The sequence below is a fragment of the Companilactobacillus sp. y65-5 genome, from assembly GCF_057541095.1.
In genome coordinates this window covers 138,057-155,949 of sequence record NZ_BAAJOA010000001.1, presented here as the reverse complement: position 1 = coordinate 155,949, position 17,893 = coordinate 138,057, and the positions used below count along the sequence as shown (strand labels likewise).

Genomic DNA, 17,893 nt, shown 5'->3' with positions numbered 1-17,893 from the left:
TACTAGTTTTTAACCAAAACCCTCATGTTTTCTTTACGTCTAGTAATGTTTTGCTTATCCATATATTCCAAAATAAGCATGCCATATTTACGACTGGCACCAGTAAGGTCTCTAAATTCGGATATAGTCATAGTGCCGTGATCCCTCAAGTATTCTTCAACTTGATGAGTTACGTCATCAAAGGCGGATTTCAGCATAATGTTTTGTTCACTCAATCGGACTATCTCATTGCCCTCAAGAGCTCTTAAAACTTCCATTTTAGTCTTATCATTGTCCATTAATGTTTCTTGCTTTGGAGGCATCAATGGATCTTTCTTAAGTTCACTAATAATTTGGTTGTATGCTTTCTTTTGATAATCATTATATTTGACCTTGAAATCACCTGCAGAAACAATTGAACTCAGCAGATTGATTTGTTTGTCATCATTCATTTGATTAAGTATTTTTTCAAAGACTTTATTAGGGCAACTATTTTGGAATTTTGCCGTCAACTCTTCTTTTGACATCCCTGGTTGTAATCGATTCTTCTTATGATACTCATTTAGGACATTCACAATAGAATCCTTAAATTCGCTCAATTTTTCAGAATGAACAACTAGGTCCATAATTTGAACAGCCTTGTCGTCTTCGATCAATTCTTGAACCATTTCGTGAACACTATCAACTGATATATTCAAATAATCTGCGATCTCGGCCTCAGTAGCACCTACTTCAGAACCGTTGATCAGGAAGTCAGTCAACATATCTTCTTGATTTCCTGATGATTGTACAGACAATTGTTGTAGAATTTTTTCGTTGAAGCGACGATGCTTACTTGGATTAGGATCAAGAATTATTCCGCCACCGATCAAGTGCATTGGCGAATAAGTTCTCAAGATATAGCGGTCACCCTTTTTTACAGCAACTGGCTCTTCTAGGCGCAACTGCAAGTAATTATCATTTTCAGGATTGATAGTATCTTCACCTAACGGTACGACTCTAGCGATTATTTCACGCGAACCCAAATAAACTCTGACTCTGCTCCACAAGTTGATGTAACTCGCATCGCCGTCAGGTAGCATCTTGAAGTCAACATCCAACATCCAAGTTGAGTTGACATTATTAGGTAGTGTTAGGACCGTTCCACGCTTGACGTCGTCTGGTTTAAGATTAGCCAAGTTGATTGCAGTTCTAGTACCTGGTAGTGCCTCATCAACATTCTCATCGTGAACTTGAATATTTCTGATTTTAGCTTCTTTACCGCTAGGAAAGGCTTCTAAGGTCATTCCATTATGAACTTCACCTTCAAGTAAAGTTCCAGTAATGATCGTACCAAAACCCTTGATTGAAAAAGATCTATCAACATTGATCCTAGGAATCCCGTTATTTTTAGGTTTCTTGATAGCATCAACTTTTTTATCCATGACAGATATTAGTTCATCCATTCCGGTTCCACTGATAGCATCGACTCCGATGATCGGAGCTTCTATGTTGTGGTCCTTCAAAAATTCCTTAACATCTTCCGTCACTAATTCCTTTAAGACATCGTCAACCGTATCGACCTTGCTTAATACAACAATATAGTTATCGATTCCTAATAGGGACATGATATCAACATGCTCTCTAGTTTGTGGCATGACACCTTCAGCAGCATCCACGACTAACAAAACTAAGTCTATCCCACTAAGACCAGCGATCATATTTTTTAAGAACCTCTCATGTCCAGGTACATCCACGATACCAACTTGCTCATGATTAGGTAAATCAAAAAATGCGAATCCTAAGTTAATCGTTAAACCACGTTTTTTCTCGGCAGCTGTGGTATCTGTATCAATACCAGTAAGAGCTTTTATCAGAGTTGTTTTACCATGATCAACATGGCCAGCAGTAGCAATAATTATTTGATCTTGACCAATTTTTTTCATAGTATCTCCTAGTTATCTAAAGTATATGTACTCTGAATCCCGATTGAACGGGTACCTTGATAAATATTTTGATAATCAAGGTTTTCTTTTTTGACTACTTCTTTCAACTCATCTTTTTTTTCATAATTAAATCGCAAACTCATTCCACACCCAGCTGATATTTGACCGGGTGTAGAAATAATGTTTGCACCAAATTCTGAATCGCCATCAATGAATTCCTTTACCTTGATTGCCTGATGAGTATTCTTGAACGTCATTAATCCAAATTTATTCGACATTACTCATACGCCTCTAGTCTGGTCTTACGATACGATTTTCTTTCGTCATAACTTGAACGATTTCAAACATGTTAGAAATTGAACCAACTGCTAACTTGTCTTTTAGTCCAAAGAAGTCTAGACAAGCACCACAACCATAAATTTCAACTCCTGCTTCTTGCAATGCTCTCAAGTCGTCTAAGTAATCAGAACCCTCAACTAATAACTTAACTCCTCCGTTGTAGCAAAGAATCTTGTCTGGTAAAACATCTTGTTCAGTAAGTGAATATACAAACATGTGAAGTAAGTTCTTACCTAACTTATCGTCTCCACGTCCCATTACGTCTGTATTGATAACAACTACATATGATTCACCTTGATCATTGAGTTTGGCAGTATTCTCCTCAGCTGCCTTATCTGGATCATTCTTCAAGTAAACATCAAAGGTCCCATCACCATTGTCAGTTACTTTATAATCATAGCCTTTTTGATCAGCCAATTTCTTGAGATTTTGTGGAGCCATGTCGTCGTCCACTTTGATTACGATCTCATCGTTTGTCTTCAATGCCTTTCTTGACATAATAATTGGTGTTGGACAAATTTTACCCAATGCATCTATTTCTTTCATAATAACCCTCCATATATTGATAATTCATAGCAACACCTTATGGCTTACTATGGCAAGTGGTTAATCTATATTACCCACTTGCCATAATAAACCATCAAATTGACGATTATCAATTCAATGATTCATTATATCTTTTAGTCTACGACAACTTCGTAGTCGCCTTTTTCAACGACTTGACCGATCTTAGCACTTTGTAAAGTTAGTTTATTCAACTTCTCAAGCACTTCATCAGTATACTTAGGATCGATACTGAATAGTAATCCACCAGACGTTTGTGGATCGTATAGTACTTCTTCCAAAGCGTTGTCATCAAACGAGAATTTAATTTTACCGTCCAAGAAATTACGGTTTCTCTGGCCTCCGCCAGTAACTAGTAATTCCTCAGCACATTCATATGCGGAAGGTAAGATTGGAATACTTGTTGAATCCAATTTTGCTGTGAATTTATCATTTAAGAATTCATTTAGGTGTCCTAATAATCCAAATCCAGTAACGTCAGTACATGCACTAACTGGGTATTCACGGATGATTTCAGCGGCATATTTGTTCAATGTTGTCATTGATTCAGCAGCATTGTTAAATGCTTCTTCATCAACTTCTTCAGCACTGTATGCACTAGTAAGAATACCAACACCCAATGGCTTAGTAAGGATCAAATCATCCCCGATATTACAAGTATTGTTTCTCAAAATCTTCTTAGGTGAAACGATACCGTTAACTGATAGGCCATACTTAGGTTTTTGATCTTGAATGGAGTGACCTCCAGCCAAGAAACCACCTGACTCGATAACCTTATCCAAACCACCTTGCAAAATTTTCTTCAAAATTGCTGGATTCTTCTCTTGAGGGAAACAAACGATATTCAATGCAGAAACAACTGTACCACCCATAGCCCATACATCACTTAGAGCATTAGTTGCAGCGATTTGACCGAATAAATATGGATCATTTACCATAGATGGGAAGAAATCGATTGTTTGAATGATAGCAGTATCTTCATTTATCTTTAAGATAGCTGCATCATCGGTTGTTTCAAAATCCACCATAACATCAGGTTTCTTTTCTTGGTTTAAATCTTTAAGAATGTTCTCCAATTTGCCTGGTCCTAACTTTGCGTTACAACCACCACAAACAATCAATTTTTCAGCTGTATCCATAATAATCTTCCTTCCTATATAACATACAAATTATAAAATTTAAATATTAACCATTATTCACTTCTGCGTCTTTGTTTTCTTTTTGTCTAATACCTTGGATCAACATTGAAATTCCAGTATATGTAACAACGATGATGATCAACCATGTTAATAGATATAGATCCAAACTCTTAACAAAGTAAACAGCAATAGCAACACCAACAATACCACCAAGTGTGATACCGATAGTACCATTACGACTGTAGTTACCAGCCTTAACGAACTCTCTACTTGCGATAGGCATCAATACAGCACATGAAGTCATCATGATTGGGAAAGCAACTGCAGGACTCATTCCTAACATATATACCAACGCCATACATGGAGCATATAGTCCAACTCCAGCTGTCATCAATGCACCTAGAATAAAGTTACCAACAACGGCAATTACTAAGCTGATTCCGTGAAGTCCAATCGCTTTGTTACCTGAACCTAAGGCTGTTAATACACCAAATTGAGAAAGTAGCATTAATACAGCCGTGGCAACCAAAGCAATTCCCATAATAATTCTGATGATTTTTTCATCAAACTTATTCATGATCTTTGATCCAAAGAATGATCCTAATGCGGCAGCAATAACCATGCTGATAAGGGTTGTACCCTCAACTTCGATAGTTCTAGTAAACATTGCTGCTTCAGCAATAACCGGAATCGAACATGCAACGGTCAAAGTACCCGGAATCAATTTATCGGACTTTAAATATTTTGTTATTTTGAACATTAATGTTGTTGGCGCATAGCTACCAATTCCTAATGCGTCGAAGAAATTGGCGATAAAACCAATTCCCATTGCAACTGGAACACTTCCGTCTTTTTCGTGTTTGTGTTTTGCATAATCCTTACCAAATATAATAAGCATATAAACGGTTAAGACGGCAAGTACAACTTGTACTATTGTTAAAATCATTGGCGTTTGCCTCCCCTACTTGAGCTCAAAGCCATCTGTCAAAGGATCAGTTGGGTCAAATACTAGGTTATTGAAACCTGTGATCCATGCTGAACCTGTAACTTCTGGAATGATCGCTTGCAGATCTCCTGCTTTTGTTTCTTCAACTACGCGACCTTTGAATTTTGTTTGTAAAATACTTTCGTATACAAATGGTTCATTCATCCCTAATTCACCCTTTGTATATAGTGTTGCTAACTTAGCACTTGTACCTGTTCCACAAGGTGAGCGGTCAACTTGACCATCACCGAAGACAACAACGTTTTGAAGTGTTGATTCTTCATCCTTTGGTTCACCGTACATTTCTACTAAGTCAACTGTCTTGATATGATCCAAAACAGGATGTTGAACTTCTACTTGATCGTTAACAGCATGAAGAATCTTCATACCTACTTCAGCAAGTTTTTGTTCGTTCTTTGGATCAATCTTTTCATTAACTTCGGCGATAGGTAAAATTGCAAAGAAACTACCACCAAATGAAATATCAAGTTTGATCTTTCCAATATCTGGTACGTCTACTTCAACGTCACGTTTGTACAAGAATGATGGTACATTTTTGAATGATACACTTTCTACTTTGTGATCACCGCTTAAATGTGCAATTGCACGTACCAAACCAGCTGGAGTATCTAGCGTTACAGCTTTCTCTGTTGCATCAGGTTCTACATCAACCATACCTGTTTCCACAATAGCAGTAACAGCAGCGATAGTGTTGTGACCACACATGTTCAAGTAACCACCAGTATCCATGAAGACAATACCAAAGTCAGCTTCTGGATTTGATGGCTCCATTAAGAAAGCACCGAACATTTCATTATGTCCTCTTGGTTCTAACATAATTGATGTTCTGATCTTGTCATAATGATCGATCAAGTATTGTTTCTTTTCTGCAACTGTATTACCGATTAATTTTGGCATACCTCCGGTAACAATTCGTGCTGCTTCCCCTGCTGTATGTGAATCAATTACTGTAAGTGATCTGTTAAATTGCATGATAATTCTCCCTCATTTATTTAATTTACCTGTTGATTGTCATGTCGCATTTTTAATTTCAACAACCCCAAAGCCTTATGAGCATCTTTTTCATTCAAGTTGTTCTCACCAACTACTTGAGTTTCAATACCTTTGGCGGATTTGTTTATATCAACGACAAATTTGGTATGTTCATTTTCAACCACAAAACCTGCTTGCGTTCCAATGAATTTTAAGCCTACGACACTTATTCCCCGATTTCCTATCTCGGACATCGTGTTCATATAATCAACGTCGGAATTCCCCCAGCCATCAGCTGAAAGAATCACACCGTTGGTCCTCATAGACTGTAACCAAACCGCGGCTCTTTTACCCACCAAGTTTTTTAAATAATTATCTTGTGGAGTGCCTACTATAACAACTCCCTGAAAATCAACATCGGGATCATTAGCAACCACTCTAACTAATGGATCATGAAAATGATGCATGGTTGTTTCTTTAGTCGAAGGTCCAATTCCCATATCCGGTTCCTCCTCTGCAGTTTTTTTAAACTAACGCGTGAATAGCGCCATCTCGATACTCATTTGCGGTCAATAGCACGGGCATATTATCCATATCAATAATAGAGATTCCCTGCTCCATTCCACTTGGTTCCTTTGCAAACAGCACATTGTCATACATTGCGCCTTGTCCAGCAACTTCTTTTACGACTGCTACCTTAGGTTTGCCAGGTCTAGGAGTATCTACATATTCAAACTGTTCACTTGCTTGTCGCCCATTGATCATTTTTAGTTGATCTCTGATTGGCTGAAGGAATTCGTCGGCGGTTCTAAACACCATTTCACTCGTCTCACGATTGAATTCGAAATCCTTCTTCAAAACTACATTCAACAAGATGACTACGTCATCAGAATCTGGAGTTCCATCTCGGTCGAATTTGATTTTTTCATCCAAATATCCTTCTGATGAACCAAACTCGTGCAGCTGGATCCCTGTCTCATCAGCGCCAGTTAAAATAACGCTAACTCCTGTGAGTGTGTGAGAAAGTCCACTGCCAATTTCACCTAGTACTTTCGTAGATATCGGAATAACATCCATAATCGTATTGATCCTAAAGTGACAATCTTTGGGATCAACTAATTTGATGTCAAAATACTTGAGCCGATCATCCAGCTCGAATAATGGATGTTCTGGGATGGTGAGGCTATCACTAGCTAAATGATAATCTTCACCAAATTTAACTGATTGCATTGAAAAAGCTTTAATACTTAATACATTATTTTTCATTTATCAGCAGCTCCCTTGCAAACATTTAGTAAGTCTGGCCTAACTTTTTATCTAAAAAAGGAGAGTTTACTCAACCCTCCTTCGATAGCTAAACTAAACTTTAGCTATATATTCATATGGTAAAGGTACGATCTTTCCAGCTGAAGGGATTTCGATCAACTGTTCCAATGTATCTTTAACAATACCTGTTTGCATTTCGATGTTATGTGGCTCACCGGCATTTGCCCCCATTGGTACACGTGGAGCAACGGCCCTTGGTGCACCATTTTGACGAACTACGGGAGGTAGCGCTGCTATTATAATTGTTGGAATCCCTACGGATTCAATTGCTCTCTGCACGATCACGGCAGTTCTATGGCAAGTTCCTCAACCAGCTGTCATGATGATGCCATCGACATCTTCGTTCTTCAATTTTTCAGCAATGGCTGGACCAGTTACGTTAGTAAAAGCGTCTTGGTCTCCACCACCACCCATGCATGTGTATTCAACGGGGGCAACACCACCGATGAATCCAGCATCAGCTAGTTCACGTAATCTAGCTAATGGGAACATACAATTAATATCTTTATTAACATCACTATTATCGTATCCACCGTGGGATACCATTAATTCATCGTCCTTAGCATCCCAAGGAACTTCACGGTATGAAGTATCTCCCGCGAGGTTAAATCTTTTATCTGTTTTTAGGTGAACACCAGCTGCAGTAACAATACCAATTTTCATGTCTTTTAGTTCTTTAGTTACAGGTGCCCAAACAGGTTTAGGAGTAATTGGAACGAATATTTCAGACTGTAAGCCGTCATATTTCTTTAAAGCCATTATTCTTCCTGCCTTTCTTTCGTACGTTCTTTGATTTCAGCTTGATGCTTTTTATAATCATTCATAGCTTGAACGTATTTTTCGTTTGGTTCTTCTGATAAGACTTCTGGATAAGACATCAAGAAACCAACTTCGTGACCTACTTTAGGTTCGTGCTGACTGATCAACATTCTCATAGGGATCTTTAGTTCGCCTAATCTTCCCTTAAGATCAATGGATACGCCGGCATCTGTAACCTCTGTAATAATTCCTTCATAGAGTGTTTCAGTTGATCCATAATTTAACTTATCGTAGTTGTCCATTTCATTCAAACCTTACTTTCTTTGCATTATTCTTTTTCGTAAATCTCTAATCTCTTCTTGCTCTTAGGCAATGATTGTTCATTTGGTGCTAATTCAATCTTGCGATCGTCGTGTTTTTCGATGACCTCAATATTTGACTCTTTAACGTTTGGATTCCATTTACGTTCAGGTTTTTCAATAGTTCCGCCTGCCATCTTAGTTTCCAACATTGCAAGAGCTCTGATAGCATCTTCTGGGCATAATGTATTGTTTTCGAAAATTTCGTTTTCAATACCTTGTGCTGATTTGTTGTTATCAACCATTGCGTCCATGTACTTGTTACCAACAACCAATGCACCTTGAACGGCACAATATGACATACCAACTACTGGCACTTCACGTTTACCGATTTCTTCAATATGTGAAGCAAAATCAATATGGTTGTTACCAAAACCTTCAGTAGTTACGATAGCGCCATCAACACCCATAGCTTCGATCATCATTCCAAGTCTCTTAGAAACATAGAATTTTTCAGTATTAGCTTGTGGTGATCCAACGAATACAACACCAACTAAGTCAATGTCTTCGTCGTTCATAGCTTCTGTAACCATTGGTTCACGCCAGTAATGACGAGAAGTTTCCTTAGATGCAGGTCCAATACATGTCAATGCATGGATACCACCATCTAGGACCTCTAATGGAGATAGAACAATAGGGATATTACCAAGGTCTACGTTTGGCTTTGCTCCTAATGTACCTACTGGTTCAACAGGCATGATCAAGTTATCATGCATTGCACCTTGTCCCATGATTTCCTTAACAATAACGACACGTTTTTGGTTAGGGTGACGTTTTTGTTGAAGTGTTTCCTTACTTGCTACCAATCCTTCATCAGCATCTTTCAATGCATCTCTGATTTCTTGGACGATAATATCAGCTGCTCTATGTGAGCTCAATGGACCTACACGCTCCATGTTACGACCAGCTTCAATTGTTACTTGAGCTTTAATTAGGATATCACCCTTGTCAGGTGAACCAGGACGTCCCCATAGAACGTTCTTGCTTAATTCACCTTCAGATGAACCGAATTCACCAATTTGAACTCCGTTTTCATCTGTACCTGTAAGCATGAATACTACGCCATCCAATACACGTGTAACACCTGTACCGATTTCGCCTTCTGCCTTACATGCAATTGGTTGAACATCCATGATTGTTTCACTATATTCATCGTACTTGTCTGGTGTAATGATTTCCAAAGTCAAATCTTTTACTAATTTTTGTGTTTCAGCAGCTTCAGCACACAAATCTTTAGGTGTTCTAATTGTAAGTGTTGTTCCATCGATTTCGGTCTTGTCACCGAATTTTACAGTATCAATCGTAAAGTGATCACGTTCTAATTCTCTAATCACTTTTGTTTCTACTTGATCATCGCTGGCAACGTCATCACTTGAAGCATTTGCTTCTGATGCAGCAGCTTCTGGAGCTACTGGTGTAACGTTGTTTGCACTTGCTGGTGCAACTGATTGAGCTGCAGCTACTAAAGGAACTTCCAAATGAATTCCTTTACCTTCTGCAATATCGATCTTAATTGAACCATTAGAACCGCCTGTTGTTTGTACAACTGGTGCGGCCGTTGCAACCGGTGTTGCAGTTACTTGTTGATCAGTTTCTGGAGCTGTTGCTTCCTCTGAACTGTCATCGTCAGCTACTTCTTCTTCAGCATCATCAGCAGTACCTTGAATATTATCAACGTTTGCTGGTGTTAATGGAATAAGTGCATCTGTTGTTACCTTTAAAGTTGCACCTAAAACTTGCCCAATTGTAAGTACATCATCTGGCAATTCAAGAAGGCCTGAATCCACGTAATCATCAAATAATGAAGGATCCTCCAAATTTGGTGCTTCGATTGTAATTCCGCCTTCAGCTCTACAGCATAAAACTGCTGGATCTTTAATATGATCCATTGCTAATTCTTTAGTTATAGACATACCGTCTTTGCCTCCCTTGAAAACTATTTAGATTGAAAATCTTCTGGAAGTTTTCGATATAATCTATGACCTGCTGCTCTTAAAACATGATCTGTTGAATGATAAACTGGAACTCCTACACGAGGAGCTATACCTGTGACGGTATTCGTTCAATCTTGACATGTTCCAGTCAAAATTGCTTCTGCGCCTTCTTTTTTCATTCCAAGAACTGCTTCTGCTTGCCCAGGACAAATCCCGGGTAGATTACACCGATATCTTCCATTTACTAAAACCATACGCTTACAACGACGGAAGGAAACTACATCTCCTCCCATCTTATCAACAATCTCACGTAGACGAGGTTCTTGACCACCACACTCACATTCCAAAATTCCAAATTTCTTATGAACGATTGGGTATGGCATTGCAACAAGAAATCCACCAGTTGTCTTAGTAACTGGGGTAGATTCATCACCTGTGTGTCCAGTAAATGGACCACCAACAGTAATATCTCCATGTGGATTTACATAACCACCAGCGGCATCAATAAAGTGCTTGGCTGGCAATCCAATTGGAATGTTTTCGAAGACGGTCGATACTTCCTTAACACGACCATCCACTGTAATATCCTTGTCGATAAATGGTTTCCTTAACTCAATCGCTTCGGCTACACGTTTGACTGTTTCAACGTTTTGAACAATTGCGTTAGCCTTGATTGGTAATTCGCCAGGTTCGAGGCGGATATCTAACAATTGACGAATGATTACACGTTCATCACCAGCAGGATACATATTAGTTAAGAATTTAACTTTGATGTCTGGGACATCTTTACATGCCTTGCCTAATGCCAAGACAGCAGCATGGTGTATCTTCTTAACAGCAATATAACCTTGTTTCGCGTCTGTAATTTCCATCAAGTATTGCATTCCACGAACAACTTGATCCGCATACTTCTCTTCCTGCAACGTATTGTGAGCTAATAATGGCTCACACTCAGCCGCATTCACGATTAAATATCCATCTGTAACCTTACTTGATAACTTGACGTCAGTTGGGAAACCAGCGCCACCGGCACCAACGATACCAGCATTCTTGATATCTGTAAGGTAATCATCAGAATCAGGAATCTTAACAAAATCATCAATATCTTGTTCTTCATCAGGATCTAACACGATACGATCATCCTCGATACTAGCAATCGTACCAGTAAGACTACTATGGATATTTGCACCCAAGCCATTTGGTTCTGCGATAAGTTGTCCTCTAAGTACATGTTCTCCAACCTCAACAATTGGTGTGTCGGGTTTTCCAACATGCTGTTTTAGTAAATACGTGACTTTTTCCATCATTTCACCTCCTTCCAAGTAAACTATTGAATCACTTTCATTTCCGTTTGCATGTTCACAATATCACAATTACGGGACTTTTTCCATGAATTTTCAAATTTTTTTTATTTTTTTGTAAGCGTTAAACCTACTGAAACATTTGTGTATTATTCCTTGACAATTTTTCATTAAATTGATTTGTGAAGATTGATTATTTCGTCACTATAATCAAGAAATAATCAATCGTAAGTTTTACTATAAAACATTTAATTCTTTTGCTATTTTGTATTGACATATATCTGAGTTATGATAAATTTGAATGTGGGAGTGGATAGGTTCTGGTGTTCCTTCTAGTCTTCAAAACTAGCATGAGGGGTTAATAGCTTCTTAGGTGGGTTCGATTCCCACACATTCCCGCCAAGCAAATAAACTTGAATCCTACCGGTTCAAGATAAAAAAATTAAAAGACCACATCGATTAAGTCGGTGTGGTCTTTTTCCGTTGAAATATAATTTAATCGTTTTCAAACATGATTATTTTTATAACCACGCATACAAGCCTTATCAATAGTGAACTAGTTCACATAGTCTAATGAAAATAACTGTTTCAAACCTTGCGAAAAAGTCATAATTTTTACAAAAATATTGTACACTTTTTCGTTTGGAATATTACTATAAAGGCATATTAATCATAAATTTAATTTATTTTTATTATAAAATGACAAAATAAAAAGACTTTCAATTTATTGTTTTCAGTAAATTGAAAGTCTTAAATGTATCTTGTTAATTATTTCACATCAAATGTTTCGCCATTACCTCGTTCTGCTTTGCCGTACCATTTGATCATACCACCTTCGATATTGACAACATCGAAACCTCTAGCAGTCAATTTCTTAGAAGATTTAACACTATTAACACCTGAATGGCAAATGATATAAGTCTTGCCTTTAGGTTCGAACTTCTTAATTGTCTTGTAAGGAACGTTAATAGCACCAGGAATGTGTGCTATTTCATATTCGTCAGGTCTACGTACATCAATAACATTTGGATGTTCAGGTAGAATCTTCTTAAAATCATCTATTGAAATACTTTCGATTTTTGTAAAAATTGACATAATTAATCCCTCTCTTTGTTCGTATTTATTATTATAACTATTAGTTGAACTAATAAAGCTAAACTAAAGCTAGCTAAATCATAGGCATACATAGATGAATCTGTGCCGATAACTACTGTTAAAGTAACAACTATTATCGTCAGAATCAATAGCCAAATAAAATTTAATTTGGTCCTATTTTTTGATAGCGCAAATAACAAGACTGATAATACAACTAATATCCAAAACAGATAGATTACCAGATTAACTGGATAAGTTTCGTTCATGAATAATATTTGACGCATGAAGCCCATTCTAGTGTCGTATAACACTTGCAATTCGTAAGGAAGCCAAAGTAAGGCCAACTGGATAATTGCTAATAACAAAATTTTAATAGTTTTCATAAAAACCAAACCTAATTCCAATAATTATTTAAGGTGTTCAAAAATATCTCATTTATACGTGCTAAGTCTTTTATCTTAGTCATTACTTTCACTTGACGTGAACTGGAATCATTCTTCTGTATGTATCCTGACATCAAGCCAGTTGAATTAGCAGTAATAGAATAATCTTCAAACTCAAAATAGTCTGGTTCAAGCAATGCCTGTGCGGTGATGCCATCCCAGTTAACAAAGCCCGGAATGTTCCATATCCCCTCGGTATAGTCCATCCAGTCACGAACAGCGCTGTCTAACCACTGATAGTTGTCGTCAGTTGATTCATGCAAGAGTGCAAGTTCGTCCCGACTTACCATGGTATTAGAAATGTATTGACCACTTATCATTGTCAAGTCAGCTTCACTGTTGAGCACGAGCTCAGATGCAGAGTAATCGATCGAAAGGTTGAGTTCGCCGATCGGAACTTCATTGATAAACATAGGATCAAATCGACCACCCATGATCACGATCTTTTTAACTAGCTTGAAGAAGTTTAGTTCAATCGTTGCTGCTTCGCGTAGATTAGCCATACTTCCAGTAGCGAGGATGACCACTTCATTTGGGTACTTGGCAACAGTTTGTGCCAAAAACTTCCCTGCAGGCGATTTTTCGCTACTACGGTCATCTTTTTCTTTACCAGGATAGACATCTACGTCTAAGTCGAATTTGGACTTCAAAATGTCAGTTTGTTGAACTACTTCTGCGAGAGTACCATTACCAAACGTTAAACTGACGCCTAATATATCCACTGACCTTTGTTGATACAAATACAACAGTGTCAATCCATCATCAACATCTTTTCCGTGCAATCCAATCGTATCGTCACAATCGTATATTAATTTCATAATTATTCCTTAATATAAGCTGAAACCTTCTCCAAATCAGCCTTAAAATCAACATCGATCATCGTTGATGTTAGAAATAATTTTTTGTGGGCATCAGTTATAATTTTTTTTGTAGTATTTAATACAGTGTCAGTACTCCAAGAAATATCAGTATCTAAGAATTGTGATACATCACTTCCATTGGTTCCAAAAAGATAATATCCACCATCAAAAGTGGGACCGAGTGCAATGTCATTCGTATCTAGAGCGTCCATCGCACTCTTGATCAGCTCACTAGAGAGTTGAGGTATATCACTACCTGTCAATACGACTTTATCGTATCCCAAATGTTGAACGGTCTCGATAGCGTCACTCATCTTATAACCGAGATTTCCGTCCTTTTGAGGAAATACATTGATGAACTCAGGTAATTTATTCAAGAAATTATCAGTTGTAACTTGATCCCTGCCTTGATATACAAAAAACACTGCCATACTCTTTGACAATTCAGTGCTTAAATTAATAAGATTATCTAACATCAACGACTGTATATGTGCCGCTCCGTCAGCGCTAAAATCTGGTTCTAATCTCGTCTTAACATATCCTGCCTCAGGAATCTTAGAAAAGATAATATATGCATCTTTTTTCAAATCATCACCCCATACTTCTTGAATAACGGTAATACAAAGCTTGGTTCCATATACTCTTGACAACGATGCAATATTTCAACGTTCTGAATAGGCTTGTCGTCGTAAGTAGCGACTAGCATTGCACACCAAGATAATGCTCGTAACAGCATGTATGGCATGTAAACTTGAATATCAGATGCAATCTCATCATAAGGTCGATCGGTCAGTTCAGAGTATCTCTGGATAAACTCTTGAACTTGTTGAGCGTCCAGTGTCTCAGTCGTTCTCCACAGTGTAGTCGTCTCTAACATGAATTGACTCAAATCTTGAACTGCATTACTAATGACTGGTTTTTCCCAATCGATCAGATAGCCGTAATCATCAGTTATCAAGAAATTATTAGAATTTATTTCAGTATTGACCAGACACATTGGACGATCTTCAAAATACTTGTCGCCCACATGTTCTTCACACCAATCCTTCAATAATAACAAATTCTTTACTTGTTCACTTGGTAACTTAGTCGTACCAATTACCGGTTCAAGTAACTTGTTAGATTCCTCTAGTCGATCAACACGCGGATCCTTCTCGACTTTTAGCTTATCGTAATCATCAGCAGATAACTTTAAGCGGTGAATGGAAGCCAATATTTCGGCTGCCTTTTTCAAGTCTCGATGGTATACCAATGGTTCACCGGGCAAGAATTCTTCTATCAAAATATCATGATCAAAGTAATTTCGCTGATCATCTAAAAATAATGGTTTAGGAGTATGTTCACTGGCAGCAAGAATCTTGAGTGCATTGTACTCATAGCGCGCCTGTTTCTCTACTCCTATTTGTGAACCATAATTTATTCTGAATACTACACGTTTGTCTAATTCATCCGTGATCAAGAAATTACGATTATATTCACCTTGAGCCAAAAAACTAATCGTCTTAATTGAAGCCAAGCCTAACTTATCATTAAGATTATTCTTTTGAATATAATTTTCAATTTTAGTTATTATTTGATTTTCCATTTTTACTTTCCTTTGTAATAAAGTCGACGCAACGTGTCAGTATCAATCTTGAATCGTTTGTACATGATCTTGATTGTTTGCATCTTAAAGAAGGTCTTGACCCTACCTTCTCGTTTGTACTTTCGCGTACTAGTCCATATTTCCAGCGGAAATTGAACAAAGTTGCTCGTAAGTTTGGAAAGTCGATTGCTTAATTCATAATCTTCCATCAAAGGTTGATCAGGGAAACCCTTGCTTTTGATATACAATGATTTCTCGACCAATAATCCTTGATCACCGAAGATCAATTTACCCTTATGGGCACGTACATTGGAACCCCATTCTAGGATTCTAAAAAACAATGACCGATCATCAAATCGCAATTTGAAGAATCCGACTTGCGCAGTTGTCATCTTTAAGATGTCGATCGGTGACTGCTCAAACCAAGAGTCGGAATGCAAAAACAATATTTTATCTGCTGAGGCCAACCTAGCTCCCAGACGCAATTGCTTTCCTCTACTCGGTTGACAGTCAACGTATCTGACAAACGAAGGTACTAGCTTCGGTCTCAGTCTTGCTTTGCCATCGACGACGATAACTTCTACGCCTTCCAAGTCCCAATTACTGATTTGATCCAATAACCTAGTCAAGGTCTCGTCATCATTATAAGTGGGAATAACGATCGATAACCACATTAATAAATCACCGGAATTCTTGAGAAATAAAAATGGTAACTGTGATTAACTTCAATCGTTGAATCAGTAGAATCGATCAATATTTGTTGATCATTAACTTGAATCGTGAGGCGGTTTCTACCGCCACCTAGCCAAATAGCATCGATCACTTGCCCTTCAAAGGCCGGATATGGTGTCTTCTCAGCTTGAACGATACCGGAATAAGGCAAGTACAATACCTTATTTTCGATGTCGTCAGACTTAACTTTACCTTTATATATAGGTGAGATAAATTCTCCATCCTTGACCTCACCGTCAATAAAGTTGGCCTGACCTAAGAACTTAGCAACTTTGATGTTAGCTGGATTCTTGTCTATCTCAACTGGACTAGCAATTTGCATAATTTGTCCATCTATCAAGACGGCAATTTCATTCGCAATCATGTAAGCTTCATCTTTGAAATGAGTGACGAAGATAACTGTCAAGTGCAGATCTCGTTGCAACTTCTTAACGAAGTTGAGCATTTCGATTCGCAAACCCTCGTCCAAACTAGAAAATGGCTCATCCATCAATAATAATTGTGGTTTCAAAATCAACGCCCGCGCCAGTGAGACACGTTGTTGCTGTCCACCTGACAATTCATCAGGATATCGCTTTTCTAATTCATTGATACCTACGACTTCCATTATCTCTGTCGCACGTTTTCTCATTATATCTTTTTTGACACCGGAAACTTTCAATCCAAATGTCACATTGTGATATACATCCATGTGTGGGAATAATCGATAATCTTGAAAGACCATGATTCCCTTAGGTGAGTCATCCGTGTCACTAACAAAGCTACCAGCGGTAGCGAAATCAATTTTTGCCAAAATATTTAATAAAGTAGTTTTCCCACTTCCTGACGGACCTAGTATGGCAAAAATGCTATTGTCCGGTATCTGAAAATTAATATCTTTTAATATTTCAGTATGTCCTTTAGTTTGCGATATATTCTTTAAAAAATACAAAATTAATTTTCTACTCCTCTACCATAGTTAGTTATCCATACATCGATCAAATATAATGGAATCAAGGTTACTAGCATGAAAGTAATGCCGTAAATCGCTGCTAATTGGTACTTTCCTGATTGTGTGAAAGGAAACATTCTTACTGATAGAGTAAGGAAATTACCATCACCAATCAATAACGTTGCTAGATATTGTGTCATTGAAACAATATAAGTCATCATGACAGCACCTTGTAGTCCACTTTTGCTCAGTGGCAGGGTAATATGCGTAAAGGTCTGCCAAGTCGATGCACCTAAGTTCTTACTAACTACTTCATAATGATTGTGTAGTAGTGATAAGTTATCTACTAACAACTTGATAGCATAAGGTAAGCAGAACAGTGTATGAATGCTGATAACACCCAGAAAAGTTCCGTTTAAGCCATACTTGATCATAATGAAGTCCATGTTAGTTAACAATGCCGTACTAGGGACGATCAGTGGTAAATAAACCAAAACACTCAGTAATTTTTTGCCTTTAAAGTCAAAATAACTGATTGCGATCGCAGTCGGATAGGCGATAGCCATCGTCAATGCAATTGTTCCTAGTGCCAGCGAGATACTACTAGTCATTGAATCCAGTAGCTCTTTATTCGTAAACAGAAA

The 17,893-nt window shown here is 37.8% G+C and carries 20 protein-coding genes and 1 tRNA gene; 1 reads left to right on the top strand and 20 read right to left on the bottom strand.

The genetic code is table 11. The features are described 5' to 3' along the window. Window positions 1-2 precede the first annotated feature (2 nt). The 13 genes from selB to prdC all read right to left on the bottom strand — a co-directional run bounded on the left by selB (window position 3) and on the right by prdC (window position 11,606). A complete protein-coding gene (selB, locus tag AC27FM_RS00890; RefSeq protein ID WP_487085309.1) occupies window positions 3-1,904 on the bottom strand; it encodes a selenocysteine-specific translation elongation factor in 1,902 nt (633 codons plus the stop codon). A gap of 8 nt (window positions 1,905-1,912) precedes the next feature. Then, window positions 1,913-2,182 carry a putative Se/S carrier protein gene (locus AC27FM_RS00885; RefSeq protein ID WP_487085308.1) on the bottom strand — a complete coding sequence of 90 codons (270 nt, stop codon included), beginning with the start codon at window positions 2,180-2,182 and terminating at the stop codon, window positions 1,913-1,915. Window positions 2,183-2,195: 13 nt separating this feature from the next. Beyond that, window positions 2,196-2,789: a sulfurtransferase-like selenium metabolism protein YedF gene (gene yedF / locus AC27FM_RS00880; protein ID WP_487085307.1), complete on the bottom strand. Its 594-nt coding sequence runs from the start codon at window positions 2,787-2,789 to the stop codon at window positions 2,196-2,198. A gap of 134 nt (window positions 2,790-2,923) precedes the next feature. Beyond that, window positions 2,924-3,946 (bottom strand): selenide, water dikinase SelD, encoded by a 1,023-nt coding sequence (gene selD, locus AC27FM_RS00875; protein WP_487085305.1) that lies wholly within the window; start codon window positions 3,944-3,946, stop codon window positions 2,924-2,926. Between the two features lie 46 nt (window positions 3,947-3,992). Beyond that, the gene (locus AC27FM_RS00870) at window positions 3,993-4,892 is read right to left on the bottom strand and encodes a TSUP family transporter (RefSeq protein ID WP_487085304.1); all 900 of its coding nucleotides are present in this window, start codon (window positions 4,890-4,892) and stop codon (window positions 3,993-3,995) included. A gap of 15 nt (window positions 4,893-4,907) precedes the next feature. Then, complete coding sequence (locus AC27FM_RS00865) at window positions 4,908-5,924, bottom strand: proline racemase family protein (RefSeq protein WP_487085302.1); 1,017 nt, start codon at window positions 5,922-5,924, stop codon at window positions 4,908-4,910. A 20-nt stretch (window positions 5,925-5,944) separates the two neighbouring features. Next, complete coding sequence (locus AC27FM_RS00860) at window positions 5,945-6,424, bottom strand: glycine/sarcosine/betaine reductase component B subunit (RefSeq protein WP_487085300.1); 480 nt, start codon at window positions 6,422-6,424, stop codon at window positions 5,945-5,947. Window positions 6,425-6,449: 25 nt separating this feature from the next. Next, entirely contained in the window at window positions 6,450-7,190 is a 741-nt protein-coding gene (gene prdD, locus AC27FM_RS00855) for a proline reductase cluster protein PrdD (protein WP_487085299.1), read from the bottom strand. Between the two features lie 93 nt (window positions 7,191-7,283). Continuing rightward, a complete protein-coding gene (locus tag AC27FM_RS00850) occupies window positions 7,284-7,529 on the bottom strand; it encodes a hypothetical protein (protein WP_487085297.1) in 246 nt (81 codons plus the stop codon). 27 nt (window positions 7,530-7,556) lie between these two features. After that, window positions 7,557-8,009, bottom strand: a complete 453-nt coding sequence (locus tag AC27FM_RS00845; protein ID WP_487085296.1) for a glycine/sarcosine/betaine reductase selenoprotein B family protein — start codon at window positions 8,007-8,009, stop codon at window positions 7,557-7,559. Then, window positions 8,009-8,311 carry a CBO2463/CBO2479 domain-containing protein gene (locus tag AC27FM_RS00840; RefSeq protein ID WP_487085294.1) on the bottom strand — a complete coding sequence of 101 codons (303 nt, stop codon included), beginning with the start codon at window positions 8,309-8,311 and terminating at the stop codon, window positions 8,009-8,011. Before AC27FM_RS00840 ends, AC27FM_RS00845 begins: the two co-directional genes overlap by 1 nt. A 26-nt stretch (window positions 8,312-8,337) precedes the next feature. After that, window positions 8,338-10,281, bottom strand: coding sequence for a D-proline reductase (dithiol) proprotein PrdA (gene prdA / locus AC27FM_RS00835; protein ID WP_487085292.1), 1,944 nt, complete (start codon window positions 10,279-10,281; stop codon window positions 8,338-8,340). 23 nt (window positions 10,282-10,304) lie between these two features. Further along, entirely contained in the window at window positions 10,305-11,606 is a 1,302-nt protein-coding gene (gene prdC, locus AC27FM_RS00830) for a proline reductase-associated electron transfer protein PrdC (protein WP_487086057.1), read from the bottom strand. 302 nt (window positions 11,607-11,908) lie between these two features. Here prdC and AC27FM_RS00825 point away from each other — a divergent pair. After that, window positions 11,909-12,005: transfer RNA gene (locus AC27FM_RS00825), tRNA-Sec, on the top strand. A gap of 366 nt (window positions 12,006-12,371) precedes the next feature. Here AC27FM_RS00825 and AC27FM_RS00820 read toward each other — a convergent pair. The 7 genes from AC27FM_RS00820 to AC27FM_RS00790 form a co-directional block, all read right to left on the bottom strand. After that, entirely contained in the window at window positions 12,372-12,698 is a 327-nt protein-coding gene (locus AC27FM_RS00820) for a rhodanese-like domain-containing protein (RefSeq protein WP_487085290.1), read from the bottom strand. 394 nt (window positions 12,699-13,092) lie between these two features. Continuing rightward, window positions 13,093-13,959: a nucleoside hydrolase gene (locus AC27FM_RS00815; RefSeq protein ID WP_487085289.1), complete on the bottom strand. Its 867-nt coding sequence runs from the start codon at window positions 13,957-13,959 to the stop codon at window positions 13,093-13,095. A gap of 2 nt (window positions 13,960-13,961) precedes the next feature. Then, window positions 13,962-14,588, bottom strand: a complete 627-nt coding sequence (locus tag AC27FM_RS00810; RefSeq protein WP_487085287.1) for a TIGR04282 family arsenosugar biosynthesis glycosyltransferase — start codon at window positions 14,586-14,588, stop codon at window positions 13,962-13,964. Then, entirely contained in the window at window positions 14,585-15,586 is a 1,002-nt protein-coding gene (locus tag AC27FM_RS00805) for a phosphotransferase family protein (RefSeq protein ID WP_487085285.1), read from the bottom strand. Before AC27FM_RS00805 ends, AC27FM_RS00810 begins: the two co-directional genes overlap by 4 nt. Window positions 15,587-15,588: 2 nt before the next feature. Continuing rightward, window positions 15,589-16,260: a TIGR04283 family arsenosugar biosynthesis glycosyltransferase gene (locus AC27FM_RS00800; protein ID WP_487085283.1), complete on the bottom strand. Its 672-nt coding sequence runs from the start codon at window positions 16,258-16,260 to the stop codon at window positions 15,589-15,591. Next, the gene (locus AC27FM_RS00795; protein WP_487085281.1) at window positions 16,260-17,249 is read right to left on the bottom strand and encodes an ABC transporter ATP-binding protein; all 990 of its coding nucleotides are present in this window, start codon (window positions 17,247-17,249) and stop codon (window positions 16,260-16,262) included. Before AC27FM_RS00795 ends, AC27FM_RS00800 begins: the two co-directional genes overlap by 1 nt. A 2-nt stretch (window positions 17,250-17,251) precedes the next feature. Then, window positions 17,252-17,860 carry an ABC transporter permease gene (locus tag AC27FM_RS00790; protein WP_487085279.1) on the bottom strand — a complete coding sequence of 203 codons (609 nt, stop codon included), beginning with the start codon at window positions 17,858-17,860 and terminating at the stop codon, window positions 17,252-17,254. Between the last annotated feature and the right edge of the window lie 33 nt (window positions 17,861-17,893).